We start from the raw sequence: 20,656 nt of genomic DNA on the forward strand, positions 1-20,656 counted from the left end.
GGCGAAACCCGTGCAGGGTTTCGCCTGTTTTGTTTCTCAGAAACGGAAATGCCGACATGAGCACACCTACCACCCTGAGCCTGAAGAAGATCTACTCGGGCAAGGTTCGCGACCTCTACGAAATCGACGACAAGCGCATGCTGATGGTGGCGACTGATCGTCTGTCGGCATTCGACGTGATCCTCGAGCAGCCGATCCCGGAGAAGGGCAAGATCCTTACCGCCATCTCCAACTTCTGGTTCGACAAGCTGGCTGGCGTAGTGCCCAACCACTTCACCGGCGACAAGGTCGAAGACGTGGTCTCGGCCGCCGAACTGCCGCTGGTCGAAGGCCGCGCCGTGGTCGCCAAACGCCTCAAGCCGGTCGCCGTGGAGGCCATCGTGCGCGGCTACATCGTCGGCTCCGGTTGGAAGGAATACCAGAAGAGCGGCACGGTCTGCGGCATCGCCCTGCCGGCAGGTCTGAAGGAAGCGGCCAAGCTGCCGCAGCCGATCTTCACCCCCTCGACCAAGGCCGCCGTAGGCGACCACGACGAGAACATCAGCTTCGAGCAGTGCGAGGCCATCATCGGCGCCGAACTGGCCGCCCAGGTGCGTGACACCGCCATTGCCCTGTACAGCGCAGCGGTCGAATACGCAGCCACGCGCGGCATCATCATCGCCGACACCAAGTTCGAGTTCGGCCTGGACGAAGACGGCACCCTGACCCTGATGGACGAAGTGCTGACCCCGGACTCCAGCCGCTTCTGGCCGGCCGACAGCTACGCCGAAGGCAGCAACCCACCGAGCTTCGACAAGCAGTTCGTGCGTGACTGGCTGGAATCCACCGGCTGGAACAAACAGGCCCCGGCCCCGGCCGTACCGGCAGACGTCGCGCAGAAAACCGCCGACAAATACCGCGAAGCCCTGACTCGCCTCACCGCCTGAAAGCGTTGAAGCCGCCAAGGAAAGGCCGAGTAATCGTCGGTCTTTCACAAGCGACTGATAGCACAAGAATTTTTTTCAAAATAAGCTTCGCCAAAGCGTATTGAGCTGTTATCATGCGCGCCGCTTGGGAAGATGCCGGAGTGGTCGAACGGGACGGATTCGAAATCCGTTGTGTCAGCAATGGCACCTAGGGTTCAAATCCCTATCTTCCCGCCATATCTCAAGCCTAAGCCCCTGAAATTCCTAGAGTTTCGGGGGCTTTTGTTATCTGCGGCATGCAAGGTGTCGAAGAACTGTCGAAAGCGGGTGAGGCTGCTGTAAGGAGGCGCCGGATTTGGCACTTCCTTGCAGGATATTTGGCACCGCCTGTAAGGCGAATAACGTGCGGATTTAGCGGTTCATTTGGCACCGCGTATTGCGTGCTCTGGCGCCCTCTAATGCCGCCTAAATTTCCAATTCAAACCTATGGCCTTAGGCGATGCCTAACGCGCCGCCACACGTCAGGCTACCTGGCTGTAGGGTTGGGCGTCCTGGCGGGGACTGCTCAGCCAATGGATTCCTGTAGATTAAGCTATAGGCAATGTTATGGTCACTTGCCTATTGTTTTAGATGTCTGAGAAAAGCGGCTGAACCATTACAGCTCGTTAGCGCTCATCGGTGCTTAGCTGCTGACGCTCATAGGCGTTCATAGCCAGCCGCTTTTCCCAGACATCTGCAATTGTAAAAGATAGCGCCGCAAGCGCCGCTATCTAATCATGTCCCGCTTACTGCCCTCTTCTCGCTTGTATGCCCGCACGCCGCTCAACGTCGGCATAGATCATGTCCGAGTCCGTACGCACTTCAATGACCAGGGGCTGGCCGACCAGCGACTGGATCTGGTTGAGCAGGCCTTGCACGGCGCCCGCGACATCGGGCGTAAGCCCAGGCTGGCCCGCAAGCGGGGACGGTGGGTTATCCAACCTGGCCGCTGTGGCACCGGCCCATGCGCCAACGCCATCGGCACGGGTAATCTGCTGCACGTCATCACGAAACTGCTGCGAGTGGGTGACATCCAGCAGCTCCAAACCCGTGACTGGCTTGGCGCTGATGGCATTGCGTAGGCGGTTGTTGAGGTCGCTGGCCCAGGTCTTGGCGTCGGCAATGGACTGGCCCTGCGAGGTCAGCCCCGTTTGCTGGTGAGCGAGGTGCTGGGCATTGTCGTTGAGCCAGGTCTGCCGCTCACCGTAGCTCAGATCCTCGGGCGCCTCGTCGGCCAGGGCGATGCGGTTGCGATAGAAGGCTTCCTGGTAGGTTTTCTGGCCATCGGTCAGCGACTTGTCACGGGGCACCATGGCCAGGCGTGCTGCGTCGTCTTGCGCCCCCGACGCCCCGGATAACAGTAGGCTGCTGCCAACTACAAAACCTGCTGGCCCGAATCTTTTCGTCAGCTCCAACAGCCCGACGAGCTTGCCAAAGTTACTGACTCGATTATTAGAGGGTGAGGGCCGCGCTGGCGGCTTTTTGTTTGGCTTATCACCTGTCTCTGGCAGATCAATGCCACCAGCTAATCCTGCCGCAGGCCAGTTGGTGACGAACACCGACTGCACGCCGGTTGCTTCCTCCAGCACCTTGCCAACGGCCAGATTCTTGAGGGTATCCGTACCACCCAGGAACTTGTTCAGCAACGATCCAGCGCCTGCTTTGGCACCGCGCCCGGCGTAGTAGCCCGCCACACCAGTGCCTACAGCCCCTGCCAGCATCTGCTCACCAGAGAGATTCAGGTCATCGAGCAGGTAGGTGCCGAAGTCTGCGAGCTGTTTGTTCAGGGGTTGAGCCATCCGGTCGATGGCCTGGCCAAGTGTTGCGCGCATGCGGCCAGCGGTGCCGGATGCACTACCCGTGTTATCGGCCAAGTCTTTATTAAATACGGGTGCGCCTTCGCTAATAGCTTGAGTGTGGCTTGCAAACTTATCTAGAACGCCATCACTCAGCAGGTAGCGGACGCCGCGCAGCAAATCCTGATCCATCCCCTTAAAGACCGTACCCATGTATTTAGCGCGCTCTTTATCGGTGGTGAGCCGCCCATACTGCGTGCCGATATCCTGTAGGAAAGTCAGCGGACTGCGCGTGCTTCCGTCCTTGTTGTAGTACGAGAGGCCCGTGGTCTTGGTGATCTGGTCGCGGTACTGCGGGTTTGTGAACATGCGCAGTGTGGATGCCGCCAATGTGCCCAGCCGGTCGGGCGCCCCCTCCGTCGCGGAGAGCGTCTCAACAAACGCCAGGGACTGCTCCAGGCTCATACCTGCGGCCTGAGCGTCTCCCCCAATTTTGGGGAAAATATCGGACAGGTTCTCCAGCTCGGCCCGACCAAGACGGCCAGCGACTGTCATTTTCTGGAGCATGTCCAGGGCTGCGCCGCCTTTCTCTAGGTCGATATTGAAAGCAGCCGCACCGGACATAAGAGCGTCCGCCAAAATGGCCGGGTCAGCCGCAGTCACCGCGCTGGCCTGGCCCATTGCATCGGCGCTCGCCTTGACTGCCGCATAGCTGAGGCCACCCGCCAACAGGGCATCCCCACCCGTATAGATGGCCGCTGGATCAACCCCATAGGCCGATCCAATACGCTGCCCTTCTTGTCGCCATTCGTCGCGCTGTTGGGTGGTCATGCCAGCGGTTTGCTGAGTACGGATCAACTGCCGATCCAGCATTGCACTGCTCTTGAGGCTCGCCGCTGCCCCGACACCCACACCAAAGCCCGCCAACTGGCCCATCGTCGAGCTGCCCACATGCTTCAGTCGGTCGAACTCGGAGCGCATGCCCGCCGCAATGGTCTTCAGTGCTCGCAGGTTGCGGCCACCATTCTGCGCCATACGGCGTAGCGCGTTGTCGGTGTTGTTCACACTGCGGGCCAGCGGCTGCATACCTTCGCGGTCAGTTCTGACCAACTCGGCTTTAGCATCTTTGGCGGCCTGACGGCCGATGAGCCCCAGTTGCTTGAGTTCGGCCTGGGTCTTGATGACGTCCTGGCGCAACACGCCAGCGCCTTGCGTGGCAGCCTCACGCATCGCCTGGCGAATGATGCGATAGCTGGCGGCCCCCTCGCGCCCGGCCTTGTTGACCACCGCTCCAGCCTTGCTGGCTTCGTCGCTCAAGGCCTTGGCGCCGTTCTTACCAGCCTGGCGTAATTCACGCTCTAGCTGCTGCACCTCACGCCGGGTGTTGCCCGCATGGGCTTGAAAGCGCAGGGCTACGCGCAGGTCACTGGACATTGGCTTCTCCTATTATTCGGGTTACTTGTTCAGCTACTGGGTTGAACTCAGGGGCTGGGAATTAATTTTCGCTGGCTGGTTGAGCTAGACGCTCTTCCAGCTTCTGATCTGCGGCAGCCAGCAGGGCTAAATCAATTTCTGCCAGCTCTGCTTTGATCAGATCGAATGTCAGTGACTCACTGGGTATGTCGCCTACCGCTAACAACTGCCTGTGATAGGTCGCCATGGTTACAACCTGAAGCGGGGCGTTCGGGTGGTCTTCTTGTGCGGAAACTAAATCGCCAGCCATTGGAATGCGCATGATGAAATGCTTATGGCGAGCACCTGCGAACAAAATTCCGACTATCAGGGTTCCTTCTATGGTGAGGCCGTCCCATGTCTTGTCGATGGTTTGCATGCGTAGACCTTGTATCAATAAGTTGAAGTGGCCGACCTACTCACCAATTGGGTTGACTATTCCCCGCTGCCTGTTGAGCCGTAGGCCAGTTGCCAGAAGCCGTAGCCACCGGCTGCACGAGCCTCGGCACCGAACTTGAATTTCTTGCGGTTGAACACGTCATCCGCTTTCGGGTCGATCTGCTGTACGAAGTTGGGGGCTTCGCGTTCCTGGTAGATGAACGGCTTGACCGGCAGGCTGGTGTCGAGCAGGAACCAGGCGGTATCCGACTCGATGCGTGCATCCACCACCAGTTCGGCGGTGCCCTTGTAGGGGTTGGCCTTGCCATCTTCCAGGCGGTCGTTGGTTAGCAAGGCCTTGGCGATGTCTTCCAGGGCTGGGCCAACCAGCAGAATGGTCGGCTTGATGCCCAGCGGGCGCCCATCCTCATCCTTGAACTTGCGCATAGCGGTGCAGCCAGCGCCATAGCTGGCACGGGCTGCCGCCTGGCTGGCAATCGACAGCGCTGCCGTGCCCTTGTTGCTGACGCTGCCGCTACCAACCGGGTGGTCAGTGTCGAAGAAGTACTGCCCGTCATAGCAGCGGTTGGTGAAGGCACCATTAACCAGCTCGTAAACGATCTCGTCCGGCAACTGCTTGGCCGAGTGTCCCGCCATCTGCGCTTGCGGCGCATAGATGCCCATTTGGTCATCCTTGATGTGATTGCGGTCGACCTCGACGGTGGCTTCCCAGTCTTCGTTCTCGACGGTGTAGGTGTAGGCCTTCAGGTTCTTGACGTGCTTTTCACCGATCCAGCGGCGCATGCGCGGGAAGGCGCTCAGCCAGGCATACAGGTTGCTGCCCGTACTGGAGGGCACCTTCATGGCGATCTTTTCCCAACTGGTGGGCGCCGCCGCGAATGCGTTGTCGAACAGGGTTTTCAGGCCGACGAATGCCGCCTGGATGGACTCTTTATTGATCAGCATATATTGAGTGCCTATCTGTAATTTTGATTTTATGAATTCGGTGCATTGAAGGTTTTTCAATGCAGTATTGATGTGGCGTGTATTAGCCTGCTTGGAGTGCCTGGTTTATTTCATTGAGTTGGTGGAAAAGTTGATCGCGCTCATGCTTGAGGCGCTCTTCCTCTTCTTCCGCCTCTTGTACCAGTACCATCCGCTCAGCTCGGTCAAGATCACCTTGGGATGTCCAGTTAGATTGTTGGCTGTCACGCAAGCAACTCATTAACTTGCTTTGTATGGTTTCCGGGAATAGAAAACATAGGGCGTCACCTAGAGACTCAGGCGCAATGACCTCATCCAGTATCTTGCCAGCTTCGCGAGATTCAAATTCACTCCAGCGCATAGAGCTATGCGGAACAATCCCTGCGGCTCCGCTTCTAGATTTTCGGCTCCCGAGCCATAGTGCAGCATAGCGCTCTCCGCGCATCTTTATTTCATTCGAGAAATAATGCTCGTAATCCGCAAGGGATAAGGTTTTGTTTTGGAGTTTTCTTTTTTTATCGCTGGCTTGGGAGATTTTTAGGGTTAATTCTTCGACTCCCTGGTTTATAGCAAGCCTGGCCTCTCGGATGGACTCTAGCGCAGTCTTAGCAGCATCAATAGTTTTCATTGTTGACTCCTTATTTTTCTTGGCGCCGAGATTGGCGCTCTTTTGCAATTATGTCGTACGTGGTTTGGCTTGATATGCGATGACGTTTAGCTATGTTCGCTACAGGGTCGCCACTTTTCCACTCTTCAAAAATTTCTTGATTGCGTATTGCGAGCTCAATGGTGCGGCCAAGAGGAATATAAAGAACTTGCCCGCCAATGACGTTGCACAACTCCACCACGCAATCCCTGGCCAGCTCTTCTGCTGCTTTTGGGTTGTCGAGCTTTTTATTAATTGCGTGCTCAAGAACGCTTTTCATCTCCTGGATAGTCCCTGACCATTTTCGCTCTGTGTTTTTTATATGGGTCGAAGCCATGAATTTGCCCTGTTGGATTTCATTTCCTTGAAATATTTTGCTAGCCGATCTTATGAATCGCATTTCAGCCTTGTGAAAGAACTCACACAGCTAGCTTTGAATGGACGATGTTTAGAGGCAGGTGTCTTACAGAGCCTTGCTGCTGAGAAGCACCGGAAGACAACGCCAGGTTTTTCGCTAGTTTTCTGCAGAGGCGACGAATGGCATGCGAGTAACGGCAAGGTAGCGCCACTTATATTTGAAAGCTGGGCGGCTCTTATCGTTGTTGCCTAAGAAATGAGGGGGAGATTTGATAATCGAGGACGTCGTTGCGAAGCAAGAACAGCAACAAGCGTAAGGCTGAATCTGGAGGAAGCCCGTAGCTGCCTCTCACAGCGTTTTTCGAGGCAGGGTGCTACCGTCGCCCTCGCTCGCTGCTAGGGCCGCGTTAAACCTGCGTTAAATTCACGTATAGCCGTATTCTCGATGCGGGCGCGATGCCCAATACACCGACAGATGCTGATATCTGGATTTTCAGCGTTCTTCGGCTTAGCTGGTGAGTCGGTTGAGGGCTGCAACATACTGAGCGAACGGAATGGCCAGGCGCTTTGGGGCGGGGTAGTGATGGCCTTTTTTGTACCATGTGTCCCATAGGTCTTGTTCTGGGTGATCGTTGGTAATGCCCATGCACCACTTATAGCCAACCAGCGCGTTACACCAGCCAGCAAGATAGATAGCCAGAAAAATGTGCATGAGGTGCCTGGGGACGTCATTAACCGCTTGGGGGCGATCCAGAGAGACGGTTAAGCATTGCTGCGAGTTCATGTCTCTCCAGCCGGCACCAACGATCTCCCCTAAATTCTCAACCATGACCTTTGCCTGCTCACTTTTGGCGTTGGGCAGGTGCAGTGTTACATCTTTCAGGGATAACCCCAGTAGGCCTCTGACAGTTTCGATTTTTTCTTTGATGGTTTTCAACTGCTCGTCTGGCGCGAAGATAACGAACTGATGGCGTAGGTTTTTTTGCTTGAGGTCTGGCGGTAGCTGAATATAAAGCGGATAGAGAAGCGGGTTCAGGTAAATAAAGGTCTTGCGTTGCCCGAGTGGGTCAGTGTGCGTGGTGTCAGTTAGAGCCCGTTGTGCCCATTCAGGCGTTTGAACCGCCCCGGGTTTCGCGGAGGCTATTGTGTTTGAGTCAGGCGGTAGTTGGGATGGCCGTCTGACTCAAACACAATAGCCTCCGCGAAACCCGGGGCGGTTCAGTTATCTCTTCTAGTTTTAGGTCGGTTATGTCGATGGATATCAAGGGGTAGCCTGAGCATTTGCTAGCAATGGCTTTACGGCCATCGAATGCGTGCCCGTATTCAATTTCGACCCCCGCTAAGATTGTAGGATTCTTGAGAACAGCCTTTCCGAGCACCGCCACATCCAGCCTGTAATAGCTAGACAAGGGTGGTGGTGTGGCAATCTTGTGTTCCATAACAATCGCCTCAGCTCCCAGCAGCAGATTGCCTGCCAAATGGAACTCGGTTACTGATTCGTCTTTGTAAGCCCAGGGCAGGGCAAGGCCAGCGTCGAGGCGTCGCTGTAATTCGACGGCGATAAGCTCCTTGGCGCGTTTGTGTTGTGGGCTTTCACTGGTTTGCCGAAGCCGTTCTTTTTCTTCATCATCAAAAACGACTTTGGCATTAACGCCGCGCCGACCTGTATAGTTCCTGAAGTGAGAACGGCGAGTGCATTTGTCTCCCACGAATACAGGGCTGACCCAGCTAACAAGTCTTGGCGGGTCGTCAGGGGTGACTAGGGGCCAAAGGTTTCGGTAGTGCTCTCGGCTCGTAATATCGAAGCAGCTAATCGTTTCCTGCAGTTCGCCTTTCCGATTGAAAAATATGCGGGCTTTGTCCATTTAGCTGCTCTGCTACTCACTGATGACGGTGCTACGGTATCAGCACTCCAATCGGTGCCAAAGCCAAAACGTAGTCTTCAAGTTGCACAAGCCGGAATACCCTCGGGCTTGAGGATGAATACCACCTTGCCCAGGTTCGGGTCATAGAGCCGTCCGCCGCGTTGAACCATGGGCGGGCGCGGCCCGGTGTAGCGACTGCTGAGCAAGCTGTATCGGGCGTTTCTATCCCCTGGCTTTTCGGCAAGCAGCTCGACATAGCCGGCGCGGTTCAGCCACTTCAAGTAGCTGCGGGCACTCCAGAGCGAGACAGTCACTGTGGCCGACGCATGCTCTGCAAGTTGCCTGGCACTGAGCGTGCCGAGAATGCGCAGGGTGCGCCACATTGCTTCATTGCCTTGGCCTGCTGTACTGGCGTTGCCTTGCCGGGTTACAGCGGGCGCTTCGATGCCGGTGTCCTTTGTCAGGCGCAGTGTCTGCTCTTCAAAATGATCTGCCCCTGCAATGCGTTCCAGATAGCCAGCTTTCTCCAGGGACTGGATATAACTACGCACGGTTGCGTCATGGACATTGGCGCGGCGAGCGATATGGTAGCCGGTGAAGCCCTCGGCCTTCTCCCGCATGGCTTCCCACATGCGTTGCCGGTTGCTCTTGCCCCGGATCAGCTCTTTGTGTGCCGGTTTGCGGCCTTGTTTAGCCATGGCTCAGTTCCGCCGTAGCGGGGCATCGCCCGTGAACCAGCCACGTTCGCCCCATTGCGCCAGGCCGATGCTGTCGAGGCACAGCGCGGCGGCTTCGGACTGGACATAGTGAAGGTTGACGACGATACGGCGCAGACAGCCGCGCACGGCCTTGCAGAGGTCTTGCAGTAGGTCGTCCTGGATGTGCAGGTTTGGGCAGTTCGCATCGGCCAGGGCGCGCATGTCGTCAGGTGTGGCAGGTAGAGCGGGCACCCACTCCAGAACGCGATTGTGCAGTCGCTCGCGCTTGAGCATGGACTGCGGCACCCGCTCTTCACCGATCAGCACAATGGTGCCGTGACTGGCGTTGTAGATATCGGTGAGGACGTTGGCAATGGCCTTGTCCAGAAGGTATTGCGCGTCATCTATAAGCAAGGGCCGGCGACTGCGCGAGAGCTGTTCGGCAATCTGGTCGACCATCTCTGACATGGTGCGTAACGGGAGAATGGCCATTTCTTTCAGGATGGCAGCGAGGAAGGCTTTCTTCGTCCAGGTGTCCCGGCATTCGACGTAGTAGCCGCGATAGATGTTGGCCGCGAAGTTGGCGCCCACGGTTTTGCCCAGGCCGCTGGCACCGTACATCACCACCAGCCCAGGCAGATTGCTGGGGCGGTTTTGCGCACGCTCTATGGCACTAGCCAGCAGCCCCACATTGGTCAACGGTACGATCTGCGATCCGTTCATAGTCTTCTCCGTCTCGGCCTGCTCAACGTGCGGGTATGGCGTGCTCGAATACGCGCCGAATAGCGTGATAGTCAGGGTGTTCGGGGTAGCGCTGGTGCCATAGAGCCTCCTCATCTGACAGGCTTTCGCCAGCCTGCAGGCGGGCATCCAGGCGCTGCCAGAGTCGATAGCGGGCCATCGCATCGTCCGGCACCTTGAAGAGCGCTGGCACCGGCGCGGCCAGAAGTGCGGCATGCTGACGGGCGGCGGCTAGCTGCTCCTGGCTGTAGTCGATAACAGGTTCTGAAACTAGCTCGACACGCTGTCCGGTCAGGTTCTCCAGCTTGGCCACGGTCTTCTTGAACTGGCCCTTGGCCTGTTTGGCATAGCCTTGCTCGACTATCGACGGTGCTATGTAGTCGCTGGCATTACCGTTCAGCTTGGCTTCGCCGATCAGCTCGCCACTCATGGTGCGTACCCACACCCGAGATGCGTCGCGCACGTCATAGGCAACCCGTACCTGCTTGCCATGTAGGTCAGCCAGGGCATCCAGTGCATAGCGTTCGCCAGCCCAGGCGATTTCGCCGCGCATGGTCTTGCGGACGATCTGCGGGCGAAATAGGTCGTTCACCACTTCGGGCGGTGCCGTGAGTGGTTGCCAACCCTTGGCAATGGTGGCATCCCACGCTTCCTGCGGCGTCATGTGCCGACGCTGGTAAGTCTGCGGGTCGCGTATCTTGGGCAAGCCCCGGTGTGGCCTGTGGTTGTAGGCTTCTAGCTCTGCCTCAGCACCGGCCAGGAACTCTGCGAAGGTAGGCATCAGGCTTGTACGGCCAGCATCGCGCAGTTGTTGCCGAGTGATCTTGTGCACCTTATTACCTGCATGCCGATCCATGTCGGCGCCCAGGTAACTCGGGATCTTCTTGGCCGCGTTTACCCAGATGGTTTGATGGGCACGCTCGATCAATCCACGGGCCTGGCTGTTGTAGGGCAGGGCGTGAATCATGCTGCCGCCTAGGCGTTCTACGACTTCCCGGACGGTGTGGTTCTTGTAGCCTGGGCCGTTATCGACATAGAACATCACGAACATGCCGCCCCGTTGCACGGCATCACGTAGGGCATCGAGCACGACGATGTGTGACTCGGCCTCACCGACCGAAAAGCCAAGGGCGCGCCGCGTGGCTACATCTATTACTGTGGTGATTTCGGGGCGGTAGGGTTTGCCGGTGCGCGGGTTCAGCACCTCGGCATCAAAGGTATGCCCATCGGCGGTATAGACCTCGCCAGGCAGCATGTTCTTTGTGTCGCGCCGATTGAATGCCTTGTGCGCTTTGCCTTCCTGGGCGCTGCAGCGGCCAAGCATGCGGGCATCGACGCTCAGCTTATTAAGGAAGCGCCGCACCTGATGAATGCTCGGGCGTTCGCCAGAGTGTTTGCCTGCGAACTCCGCATAGCTGGCCTCAACGCTGGGCTTGGTCGGGCGCTGATAGCAGCGCAGAAAGTCCGCTGCCCACTCAGGCACGTTCACGTCCACCTTGCGGCGGGCCGGGGCTAAGCCAGCCTCGCCATGCTGTTTGTAGTCGGCCAGCCAGCGTTTTAGCGTCCGCTCCGATAGATTGCGACCGCTGGCTTTGCGGTCATTGGCACGCTCCAGGCGTTCAGCCAGGTAAGGGGAAAGCTCACCGGCCTTGGCCTGAGTAACCAGCAGAGCGATGGCCTGGCGTTGCGAGGTCACTTTGTCCAAATGCTCTATCTCGCGGATAAAGGCCAGGCGAGCGGCCATGACTGAGCGTTGCTTATCGTTCAAGCGTGACGACGAAAGCGCGTCACGCTCTATAGTTTCCGGCGAGGTGGAGGCACCCACAGCCTTTGCCAGCAAGGCCTGTTGGGTCTCGGCTGGCAGCGACGTGAAGGCGTATTCGCTGGCTTTGCTACCAATTCGGCGCTGGCTACTCCAGCTCGCACGCTGGGCGAAGCTGCGGATTGCGCGGGGCGTAGTAGGCAGGCCTGGCAGGCTGGCGAGTTCCTGGGCGGTGTACCAAGTATTCATAGGCACCTCTATCTGTGCCTGCCGGCCCAGTCATTTGGCTGGGCCGGCATGGTCTATCAAACGGCCTGGCGTGCGGTGCTGAACAGCGCTTCCGCGTCATCGACCAGCAGGAGAAGTGCCCGAGAGACCTGCGCCACATCACGGCGCCCGCCATCCTCGGTAGTGCAGGTGCTGAGAACAGTCAGCAGTTCCTGGACTGCGCCAAGGCGCCATTCAGCGGCGTCCATCAGCTCACGTTGCGGGGCGCTACCGTCCACATACAGCACGGGCTTGGTACCGCCTTGGGAGCCGGACTCCAGAGGTTTGAAGTTAGCCATGGGCCACCTCCTGAGCATTCAGGGCAGTTTGCAGGTGCTTGATCAGTTCGGTTGCAGCAGAGTGGGACAGCGCGAGGCTGATAGGGCCGGCATCCAGGGTGATGCGGCCTTGATTCCAGGCATACATTTCGACGCTGTGACCATCTAGTTTGCCGTCTGCAACGTAGACGACGCCTGAGATAATGCTGCTTCGCTGAGTGAGCTGGTTACGCATGGCTCACCTCCTGAGCATCCAAGGCGCGTGCCTTGGCCATGGCGGCGTTGTAGCGCTCCAGGCGAACGGAAAGGGACGAGTCAGCGCGAAGGGCCGCGAGAGCAAGGGCACGAAATGCTGCCGAGCGATTTTTGGCGGACGGATTGGGGGCGTGAGTCTGTTGCATGGTGGTGCTCCTAGAGTAGTGGAGCTGCCACGAACCGCTGCTAAACGATTATGGGTGGCAGCCGTGCGCGGGTTAGCAGACCGGGACTCTAGGCACCCGGCGCACCCGAAGGTGCCCCACGCACGGCCGCCATAACACGGAACGGCGGACACAAAAAAAGCGCCTGCTTACCGGTACGGTTGGCGCCTGTGCGCCTAGAGATGTTCGGGCTGCTAAACCCGGTCGCTGAATTGGCAGCGACAGGCGAACCTTAGCGATTTGTTTGGCACAGGGCAAGAGCTAACGGCCTCAACCGGATAGAGAGCACATGCAGAAAAGGGGTGGTTAGCGGGGCTTCCAGGCATTCAATTCCACTTGACTGAAAAATCCTGCTGATCCCGATAAAACTCATATGAATCAGTTGGTTGAGAGGAATCTAACGAATTGAATGCAGCAGTGTGGTGGCATTCGATTCAGGGGCTCAGAATCGAATGCTTGAGGGCCGATTTTTGCCTTGATTTATGGACTGTCGTATTGCTTAGAAAGGGCTGCCTTGCCGAGCGGGTGAGTTCCGCTTGAATTGTGTGGCGGAGCGAAGCCAAAACCTCCAGAGCGCCCGTTGTTTGTGGGTTCGGCACTGTCGGAACTGAAAATTTTGGCAGTGCCGATTGAGTGGGGCTCGATCGGAACTTGATCGACTGGCTAGGCTTTCTGATCTTGCCCAGCAGTTTTGGACGCTGGGAGCCCCCTAAGGGTGGGGACTGTAGCCGACTAAAGGGACGTCGTGCGGGAGCTGGCAGCGTCCGATTCTTCTGCGCCTATAGCCCTGCCTGGCTTTGTGTTGGTCTACATGAATATTGTTTTAAATCATTGGGTTATGATTTTTCGGATGATTCGTACGCGCATTTTTAAAGACGTCCGGTTCCTAGGCTTGGAAATGGATGTTCGCTGGCCCCCTTGAGAAGAGGGACGAGCCGGGGCTATTGGGAAGCTAGGAGCTGTGATTTGATGGTCAGCTGGTTTCAAGTTCGGTCAAGGTTGGCGGTCAATGCCCCCAGAGCCCTCTGCAATATAACCCTTTAAAATCAGTGGTTTGAGCGATATTTGACCGAAGTTGAAAAATCCATGGTTCGGTCAACCTACCTTTCAACATCTGTGACTGACCTTGAACGTAGTGGCATCAAGCAGGGCCACTGCGCATAGTGCTGCGAGGGCTTTTGGCGGCTTTAGGAGCAGTGCCAAATCTGCCTGCGAAATCCTGATTTTCTGGTGTTTTCGAGTTTTGGCACTGCTTTGGATATTTGGAGCTGCTTTGGTGGGCTGCCGTGGGCAGGAACTGTCCGCCTTCTTCCGGCCTATATGTATCCAATTTCCTCAAGGCGCCGAAGGATACGCTGTTCCTTCACTCGTAGAGCCCCAAGCTCTAGGAGCAGATCAACGGACTCTCGGTCGCTCAGGTCTTCCTGCATATCCCTGGCGATCATCGAAGCGGCCTTGTCCTTGGCTCTCAGCCCTTGAGAGTACTGGCCAAGCGCAGACTTACCAATGAACGTCCCGTGTGTCTGGTGCAGCCACTGGGAAAGCCCGACCAGCTCGGCATAGCCGTTCTCGCGCAGCTTCTGATCCAGTTCGTCACGTACATGTTTCGGTAGCAGCTCAGCTTTCGAGCGAGGTGGCATGGTTTCTACTCCTTCCGGCTTTTCCGGGAATATACACGGAAGATGTTGCCCCGAATAGTCCGGGCTTATCGCGCCTCTTCCGGCATTTTCCTCCCCCCTCCAGCAGTGCCAAAGCTGTCACTAACTCACAGGCGAGAATCCAGACCGCAGCACGCTCAGTCTGATAGACAAGTCGGTGGTTCTCGTGAGGGATCAGCTCGCGAGTACCGGCGACCAAACCCAACCCGCCCTTGTCGGGAAAGTCAGCCAAGCTGGCAGCCGCCGCACTGAACAACTCATCCATATGCACGGCAGCGCGAGGGTTTTCAGTGGCGATGTATTTCCAGATATCCAGACGATCCTGCAGGGCCTCGGGTGTCCAAATAACCTGCATCAATGATCCAAAGCCTTAGCACGGCGAGCGGCGAATTCAGCTTCTACATCATCATTGGATCGGCCCAGGCCAGCCTCTACCGATAGCCTGGCGGCAGCAACCTTACGTTGCACGAACTCATCATGCTCCCTGGCCTGTTGCTGCTGGCGAATAAAGTCACGCATAAGATCGCGCATTACCTGAGAGGCGGGCCGGTGTGCCGCTTGAGCGGCAGCCATGAAGTCTTCGCGCAACTCGGGCTCAAGCTTCAGGTTGAAAACGGCTTCTTTGGCCATGGTGCTTCACCTATCAGTCAATTCGTGATTACAACGTATATACGTTGTATGCATGCTAACTAATGCTCACGGTGCAGGAAAGCACGCGTCATCGGGTCGGGGAGGTGGGGCATAAAACTGAAACCTGCCGAACCGCTAGCGATTTTTGTTTCAGAGCATTAGATTTGGCCGGCGAATAAATCGCGTTAAAGGGACTTTAAGCATGCTCGGGCACAGGATGTTTCTGCTGGTACTGGCGTTTCTTGCCACATTCGCACACGGACAGGTGTACACCTGGGTTGATGAGAGTGGGCAGAAACATTTCAGCAGCCAACCTCCTGTAGCCCAGCCCAATATCGAGCCCGTAAAAATCAATCATGGCTACATCGGAGAAGGCAACGTCGTGCCGTCTCCACCTCTATCCTTTAGCAGCTCTCCAGCCCCGCTCAATGGCTCGAAAAGCCCCTACGGCCAACCCTTGAAGAAGGTCTCAAGGTTATCAACGGGATTGAACCGAATTGCATCCTGCACCGATCAAGACGCGCGATAGCGACCACCCTGCAAGTAGCTAGGCGCTGGTACGCCCGCAAGGAGAGGAGATTCAAGGATGAAGGCTGATAGAACCGATGCACCGGAATGGCTAACCAGCCGACCACGTAAACGCGGCAATGCTGGAGCGATAATCGCAGGCGTGCTCGGCACCGTAGTTACCCTTGGCGCACTCAATGTGGCTGGCCAAGCCTTCCTGCAGACCACCGTAAAGAACCTGGCCGAAAACAGGCAGCAACCAAAGCCCAAGCTGATTGCCGAGATCACCAGAGCAGAGCCAGCGGCTAGTAAGGACTGGCAACGGATAGTTGAGGAGCAGGTAAGGCGAGACGCAATGCCTCAGCAGCAACCTGAGCAGCCCACCGGCTCAGATAGCTCTGCAGAAAAACAGACCGTATTCAACGATGAGAACTACACACCGAGAGGGGCTGACAATGTGCTCAGCCTAGGGGGAAGCTATCAGCCAGTAGAACCGGAAAAACCGGCTGGGAAGGTGCGGGTGACTGTTATTAAGGAAACCAAGGATCAAACGTGCTGGCCCTTGAAGGAAGGGAGCATTGAACGGCGAAACTGCAAATCCTACCTTGGGTTGCAGAGATAATAGAAAAGAGGATGGTTTTGTCTGAAAAATACATAGTATTTATGCTAAGAGTTAAAGTAAATTTTCTATGTTGTCCTGTATTTCCAATAGATGCTTGTTGCAGGCTTCGCTTAATTGATAATAAAAAGAACTTTTTAAGGAGTCACTCCTTTCATCGTTGGTGACATAGGACTCAATAGTGTTCTGCACTTCTTTTGATCCATATACGAGAATTTTGCTAGTGACATCGGAAGGCCAGGTTTCGTCGGCAAGCGAAGAGCCAATTTTATCAAGAGCTTCGGTGTAAATAGATAAGAGACGGTCATGCTTCAGTCTAAGAAGCTCTATCTTCTTCTCAATGCGCCACTGCATGCGATTAATAATAAGTGTAGCTATTGGTACTATGCTGGCAATTAGAGCGCCAAAAAGTATACTTAAAGTTTGATCCATCATAGTAATCCTTTACGATTTTATTAATGTTGACTGTGCTAAGAGGCTCTACAGAGGAACGGGGGTAAGGATGAGTATGGATTAACTAAAATTTTCCTTGTATGCAGTGTGGGTTATATACTTAAGGTGTGTGGCAAATCTGCTTAAAGTGTCATCTGCAATGACAGGTGATTCGGCTTCATAGCTGTATCGGTATCTGGTGAAGGCGAAGTTATATTTTTCCAGGATTTTGGGAATGTCAAATTTAGACTGATTTAGAAGGTTTATTTTTTCAATCATGCTTGGATGTATTTTAGAGTAAAGATCAAGCAGACTGTGGCCATTGACTTTTTCAGCGAAAACATGATTAACAGGGCCGCCAAAAGCAGGGGTAAAACAGTCTTTCGAGATAAAGCTTTTAAGATATATTTCAACTGCAAGTGCGGCGTTGACGATCGAAGGCCAATAAAGTTTCTGTTCTAGACAAAGGCGTGATACATGTTCATATTCGTCGGCTTCTTCCCAGACATTTTTATTAGGCAATATGGTCATGATTGAATCCAGCATAGAAATGGGTTGAATAAGCGAATGAAAGCATAGATCAAAGGGACAGCCTCAGAAAAAGAAATGTCGAAATCAACGGGCAGCAGAGTGCCGCAATGGGCAGTAGGTATTAAGCGAAAGGCTTGATTTTTCTGGCTTTGGGCGGTGATGGGCAGCAACGGGCAACAGCTAAAACGGGTTCAAATCCCTATCTTCCCGCCATACGAAAAAGCCCCGTGATTCATAGAATCAAGGGGCTTTTGCTTTTCTGGCTCAAAGGGCTTGTCCTAACCGCTATTTGGGCTCGGTGAGGGCGCAGATGCTGGCCCTCACTGCAGGCACGGGTCAGGATTTGAAGCGGCCCACCAGGCCATTGAGCTCCTGGGAGAGCTGCGAAAGCCTGCCAGAGTCTTCCTGTGCCGAGATGGCCAAGTCTTCTACTTGCCGGGCTTCGTCGTAGATCTGCTGGATATGCCGGTTGATCTCTTCGGCGACGCTGTGCTGCTCTTCCGCCGCAGCCGAAATCTGTAGGTTCTGGTCGCGGATCTCGTTGACCGAGGTTTCGATGCCCTCGAAGCTGTCCTTGGCCTGCGTGATGGACGATACGCTTTCCTGAGATAGATTCAGACAGCTTTCCATCTTCTGCGACACTTCCTGAGTTTTTTCACTCAGGGTGCTGAGCAGTTGGTCGATCTCGCCGGTGGAGTCCGACGTACGCTTGGCCAGGGCTCGTACTTCATCCGCGACTACCGCGAAACCACGGCCCTGGTCGCCCGCGCGGGCGGCCTCGATGGCGGCGTTGAGCGCGAGCAGGTTGGTCTGCTCGGCGATCGCGCGGATGGTGCCGAGAATCTGGTTGATGTTGCGGCTGCCGGTTTCCAGCTCGACCATCGCTTGGGACGATTCGCTCAAGCGACTGCCGAGGCGGTTGACCTTGTTGGTGGTGACTTCGATTTGTTGTTTGCCTTCTGCTACCCGGCGATAGCCGTCTTCAGCAGCACTGGCGGCACTGCTGCAGGAACGGGCCACTTCGTTGGCGGTGGCAACCATCTCGTTGAACGCGGTGGAGACCAGTTCCACCGCCTCGCGTTGGCGACCGGCTGCCAGGTTCATGTCGCTGGCCAGTTGGCTGTTCGAGCTGGAGGCATCGCTGAGGTTGCTCGATGCCGCGCCGATGTTGTTCACCAACTGGCGGATGGCGGCGAGGAACTTGTTGAACCAGCCGGCCAGTTCGGCGGTTTCGTCGCGGCCCTGGATTGCCAGGTCGCGGCGCAGGTCGCCTTCACCCTGAGCGATCTGCTGCAGGCCGGTGGTGACTTGGCTGATCGGTTTGACGATGACGCGCGAGAAGGCCATCGCTACGCCGGCGAACAGCACGGCCAGCAACACAACGATGGCCGTGGTCACCAGGGTCATGCGAGTCGCCGAAGCCATCACCTCGCTGCGCTCGATCAGGCCGATGAAGCGCCAGCCCAGCTCTGGCGATGTCCATACGTTGGCCATGTACTTCACGCCGTCTATCTCGACTTCAGCCGAGCCTTGTTCGGTGGCGGCGAGCTGGGCGTACGCAGCGCCGAGTTCCTTGAGTGGCTTGAAGCCGTGATCAGCGTTGTGTGGGTCAACCAGCACGATGCCGTTTTCCACCAGCATGACGTAGCCGCTGTTGCCGAGCTTGATGGTCTTGACCAGCTCCGTGAGGTTCTTCAGCGAGACACTGACGACGAACACGCCCTTGGGCTTGCCGCTGGCGTCCGCCATGGTTCTGGCCACGCCGACCAGGGCCAGGTCGTCTTTATCGTAGTAGTAAGCCGGGGTTCGTACTGCCTTGCCGGGTGTGGCCATGGCGGCTTTGTACCACGGGCGTGCGCGTGGATCGTAGTTGGCTAGTTGAGGGTCGTCAGGCCATTTCGCGTAAGTGCCGTCCTCCAGGCCGATCGACAGGATGGCGGCCGCCGGGTGGCTGGTGCCATAGCGCGCAAAGGCATCGATGATGGCGCTGGTGCTGGCCGTCATGGGCTGACTGGCCGCATCGGCTGCGGTGTAGTTCTTGAGGGTGGTGATGGACGTGTACGTCTCATCTTTGGCCATTTGCTCGACGTTCTGCACGGTGGCATCGAAGAACTGACGCATGCTGCCGTCGATCTGGCGGATTTCACGCGTGCTGCTGTCGATGAAGTTGTTCATCGCTTCCGAGCGCGTATTCATTACCGAGATCAAGCCGACCAGGATCACCGGGATAAAGGCAACTAGCACAAAGGCCATCACTAGCTTGGTTTTTATTTTCATGTATAGATCCATCTAACTGTGTGCAGGAAAAATGCCTATATGGCTATGTTTCTCTATCGGCCGCGAGTTGAGAAACCGAAGAGCAAAGATTTTCCGGGGCGCTGTTTGCCATCCGTATCCTGATGTTTTCTAAGGCGCAGGCGCTGCAAAGCTGACTCTATGCCGTGTCCCTATACCGATAAATGCTCGGAGCGCTCTTGCCTGACCTCACTGAATCCGAGGTTCGGGCAAGGTCATTCGAGGGGGCTGATCGTGATGGCGTGGGGCGGTTACGTCTTGGATTGGAGGCTCAATCGTCGTCATCCTGCGGCAGTTGTATCTCGTCCATCTTGAGTTCGAGACGGTAGCCGAGGGCCAGGAATAAGGCCTGGCATAGGCAGAGGGTGGCGCTGAGTGAGCGGAAGGCGAAGGCGCTGCCTTCGTTGACCAGCAGCAGGGCATTGGCGCGTTTGGCCAGCGGGGAAAGTGTGCTGTCGGTGATGATCAGGGTCTTGGCCTTGTTGTGCTGGGCAATCCGCACGCACTGTTGGCTCTCTTTGCCGTAGGGGCTGAAGCTGATCGCGATTAGCAGGTCGCCCTGGGTGATGCTGCGCATTTGTTCGCGATATCCCCCTCCTAGGCCGGTGATGAGGTGAATGCGCTTGTTGGTGTGCTGCAGGTTGTAGACCAGGTAGTCGGCAACCGCGAAGGAGCGGCGCACCCCCACCACGTAGATATTTTCGGCGTTGACCAGCAGGTCGACGGCCTTCTCGAACGCCGCGTCGTCGAGTTCTTCGCTGAGCCGATCCAGGCCCGAGCGCGTGGCGTTGATGCATTCGCGTGCCAGATCGCCACTGCCGACGCGCTGGCTCTTGTTGGCAATCATGTTGCGGATGCGTTGCTGGTAGTTCTGTACCGGTGTGGTCTTGTGCGTGTAGGCCTCGCGGAACAGTGCCTGCATGTCGCTGAAGCCCTTGAAGCCGAAGCGTTGCGAGAAGCGCACGATGGCTGAGGGGTGAACCTCGCACTGGCTGGCGATGTCGCTGATACGGTCGACCATGACGCGGTCGCTCTGCTGACTGACGTAGGCCGCAACACGTTTAAGTTGTCGTGGCAGGGCTTCGTAGTCGCGGGTAATGCAGGCCAGCAGTTGCTCGACGTTGCCGGGCAGGTTGCTTAGCTGAGTGCTACTGCTGAGGTCGTCGGTCGAGGCATTGGAGGGCATGGGCAGTCTCATGGTGGGTTCTTATGTCGGCAAGTTAACCGATTCGGCAGGCGGCGTCGAAGCCACCTAGTGCTGATTTCCGGATTTTATGGAAATTAAATTCCATAAAATCAAATGTAGAAAATTTGTTGATTTGTCGGCGTCATCGTTCTAGCCTGAGCTCACCTTTCACGTGTCGGCCTCTTGGTCTGCACGTTTGGCCAATAACAAT

22 protein-coding genes, 1 tRNA gene and 2 pseudogenes are annotated in these 20,656 nt (G+C 56.4%); 4 read left to right on the forward strand and 21 right to left on the reverse strand.

Annotated elements, in window-relative coordinates; translation table 11 throughout:
- The first annotated feature begins 56 nt into the window (after positions 1-56).
- Together AERO9A_RS10535 and AERO9A_RS10540 are read left to right on the forward strand one after the other, a co-directional pair.
- Positions 57-926: a phosphoribosylaminoimidazolesuccinocarboxamide synthase gene (locus tag AERO9A_RS10535; RefSeq protein ID WP_159971913.1), complete on the forward strand. Its 870-nt coding sequence runs from the start codon at positions 57-59 to the stop codon at positions 924-926.
- A gap of 126 nt (positions 927-1,052) precedes the next feature.
- Positions 1,053-1,142 (forward strand) — tRNA-Ser (locus tag AERO9A_RS10540).
- Between the two features lie 548 nt (positions 1,143-1,690).
- On the opposite strand, the gene AERO9A_RS10545 is transcribed toward AERO9A_RS10540, so the two are convergent.
- The 16 genes and pseudogenes from AERO9A_RS10545 to AERO9A_RS10620 all read right to left on the reverse strand — a co-directional run bounded on the left by AERO9A_RS10545 (position 1,691) and on the right by AERO9A_RS10620 (position 14,875).
- Positions 1,691-4,174, reverse strand: a complete 2,484-nt coding sequence (locus AERO9A_RS10545) for a phage tail tape measure protein (protein ID WP_159971914.1) — start codon at positions 4,172-4,174, stop codon at positions 1,691-1,693.
- 61 nt (positions 4,175-4,235) lie between these two features.
- Positions 4,236-4,571, reverse strand: a complete 336-nt coding sequence (locus tag AERO9A_RS10550; protein ID WP_159971915.1) for a hypothetical protein — start codon at positions 4,569-4,571, stop codon at positions 4,236-4,238.
- Positions 4,572-4,627: 56 nt separating this feature from the next.
- Positions 4,628-5,536 (reverse strand): Mu-like prophage major head subunit gpT family protein, encoded by a 909-nt coding sequence (locus AERO9A_RS10555; RefSeq protein WP_159971916.1) that lies wholly within the window; start codon positions 5,534-5,536, stop codon positions 4,628-4,630.
- Between the two features lie 82 nt (positions 5,537-5,618).
- Positions 5,619-6,182 (reverse strand): hypothetical protein, encoded by a 564-nt coding sequence (locus AERO9A_RS10560; protein ID WP_159971917.1) that lies wholly within the window; start codon positions 6,180-6,182, stop codon positions 5,619-5,621.
- Positions 6,183-6,192: 10 nt separating this feature from the next.
- The gene (locus AERO9A_RS10565; RefSeq protein ID WP_159971918.1) at positions 6,193-6,537 is read right to left on the reverse strand and encodes a Mor transcription activator family protein; all 345 of its coding nucleotides are present in this window, start codon (positions 6,535-6,537) and stop codon (positions 6,193-6,195) included.
- A 528-nt stretch (positions 6,538-7,065) separates the two neighbouring features.
- Positions 7,066-7,494 (reverse strand): hypothetical protein, encoded by a 429-nt coding sequence (locus tag AERO9A_RS10570; protein WP_159971919.1) that lies wholly within the window; start codon positions 7,492-7,494, stop codon positions 7,066-7,068.
- A gap of 217 nt (positions 7,495-7,711) precedes the next feature.
- Positions 7,712-8,422, reverse strand: coding sequence for a hypothetical protein (locus AERO9A_RS10575; protein ID WP_159971920.1), 711 nt, complete (start codon positions 8,420-8,422; stop codon positions 7,712-7,714).
- 77 nt (positions 8,423-8,499) lie between these two features.
- Positions 8,500-9,120, reverse strand: a complete 621-nt coding sequence (locus AERO9A_RS10580) for an HTH domain-containing protein (protein ID WP_159971921.1) — start codon at positions 9,118-9,120, stop codon at positions 8,500-8,502.
- Positions 9,121-9,123: 3 nt separating this feature from the next.
- Complete coding sequence (locus tag AERO9A_RS10585; protein WP_159971922.1) at positions 9,124-9,843, reverse strand: AAA family ATPase; 720 nt, start codon at positions 9,841-9,843, stop codon at positions 9,124-9,126.
- Positions 9,844-9,865: 22 nt separating this feature from the next.
- Positions 9,866-11,872 carry a Mu transposase C-terminal domain-containing protein gene (locus AERO9A_RS10590; RefSeq protein ID WP_159971923.1) on the reverse strand — a complete coding sequence of 669 codons (2,007 nt, stop codon included), beginning with the start codon at positions 11,870-11,872 and terminating at the stop codon, positions 9,866-9,868.
- 56 nt (positions 11,873-11,928) lie between these two features.
- Positions 11,929-12,189 carry a hypothetical protein gene (locus AERO9A_RS10595; RefSeq protein ID WP_159971924.1) on the reverse strand — a complete coding sequence of 87 codons (261 nt, stop codon included), beginning with the start codon at positions 12,187-12,189 and terminating at the stop codon, positions 11,929-11,931.
- Positions 12,182-12,403 (reverse strand): hypothetical protein, encoded by a 222-nt coding sequence (locus AERO9A_RS10600; protein WP_159971925.1) that lies wholly within the window; start codon positions 12,401-12,403, stop codon positions 12,182-12,184. The genes AERO9A_RS10595 and AERO9A_RS10600 overlap by 8 nt, the downstream gene beginning before the upstream one ends.
- The gene (locus AERO9A_RS10605) at positions 12,396-12,569 is read right to left on the reverse strand and encodes a hypothetical protein (protein ID WP_178111126.1); all 174 of its coding nucleotides are present in this window, start codon (positions 12,567-12,569) and stop codon (positions 12,396-12,398) included. Before AERO9A_RS10605 ends, AERO9A_RS10600 begins: the two co-directional genes overlap by 8 nt.
- 1,334 nt (positions 12,570-13,903) lie before the next feature.
- Positions 13,904-14,227, reverse strand: a complete 324-nt coding sequence (locus AERO9A_RS10610; RefSeq protein WP_159971926.1) for a phage protein Gp27 family protein — start codon at positions 14,225-14,227, stop codon at positions 13,904-13,906.
- A 130-nt stretch (positions 14,228-14,357) separates the two neighbouring features.
- Positions 14,358-14,600: pseudogene (locus AERO9A_RS10615) on the reverse strand (type II toxin-antitoxin system RelE/ParE family toxin); the annotation flags it as partial.
- On the reverse strand, positions 14,600-14,875 hold the full coding sequence (locus tag AERO9A_RS10620; protein WP_159971927.1) for an antitoxin of toxin-antitoxin stability system: 276 nt from the start codon (positions 14,873-14,875) through the stop codon (positions 14,600-14,602). The gene AERO9A_RS10620 and the pseudogene AERO9A_RS10615, both read right to left, overlap by 1 nt.
- Before the next feature lie 217 nt (positions 14,876-15,092).
- On the opposite strand from AERO9A_RS10620, the gene AERO9A_RS22785 reads away from it, so the two are divergent.
- Positions 15,093-15,404 carry a DUF4124 domain-containing protein gene (locus tag AERO9A_RS22785; protein WP_218580140.1) on the forward strand — a complete coding sequence of 104 codons (312 nt, stop codon included), beginning with the start codon at positions 15,093-15,095 and terminating at the stop codon, positions 15,402-15,404.
- A gap of 57 nt (positions 15,405-15,461) precedes the next feature.
- Positions 15,462-16,004 carry a hypothetical protein gene (locus tag AERO9A_RS10630; protein ID WP_159971929.1) on the forward strand — a complete coding sequence of 181 codons (543 nt, stop codon included), beginning with the start codon at positions 15,462-15,464 and terminating at the stop codon, positions 16,002-16,004.
- Positions 16,005-16,055: 51 nt separating this feature from the next.
- On the opposite strand, the gene AERO9A_RS10635 is transcribed toward AERO9A_RS10630, so the two are convergent.
- From AERO9A_RS10635 to AERO9A_RS10650, 5 genes and pseudogenes are all read right to left on the reverse strand, one after another.
- On the reverse strand, positions 16,056-16,433 hold the full coding sequence (locus AERO9A_RS10635) for a hypothetical protein (protein ID WP_159971930.1): 378 nt from the start codon (positions 16,431-16,433) through the stop codon (positions 16,056-16,058).
- An 81-nt stretch (positions 16,434-16,514) separates the two neighbouring features.
- On the reverse strand, positions 16,515-16,964 hold the full coding sequence (locus tag AERO9A_RS10640; RefSeq protein WP_159971931.1) for a hypothetical protein: 450 nt from the start codon (positions 16,962-16,964) through the stop codon (positions 16,515-16,517).
- 336 nt (positions 16,965-17,300) lie between these two features.
- Positions 17,301-18,068, reverse strand: a complete 768-nt coding sequence (locus tag AERO9A_RS22790; RefSeq protein ID WP_372239672.1) for a methyl-accepting chemotaxis protein — start codon at positions 18,066-18,068, stop codon at positions 17,301-17,303.
- Positions 18,069-18,155: 87 nt separating this feature from the next.
- A pseudogene (locus AERO9A_RS22795) lies at positions 18,156-19,253 on the reverse strand (cache domain-containing protein); the annotation flags it as partial.
- A gap of 277 nt (positions 19,254-19,530) precedes the next feature.
- Positions 19,531-20,445, reverse strand: a complete 915-nt coding sequence (locus AERO9A_RS10650; protein ID WP_159971933.1) for a MurR/RpiR family transcriptional regulator — start codon at positions 20,443-20,445, stop codon at positions 19,531-19,533.
- Between the last annotated feature and the right edge of the window lie 211 nt (positions 20,446-20,656).

It is taken from the genome of Pseudomonas sp. 8Z (genome assembly GCF_902506535.1).
Classification (GTDB): domain Bacteria; phylum Pseudomonadota; class Gammaproteobacteria; order Pseudomonadales; family Pseudomonadaceae; genus Aquipseudomonas.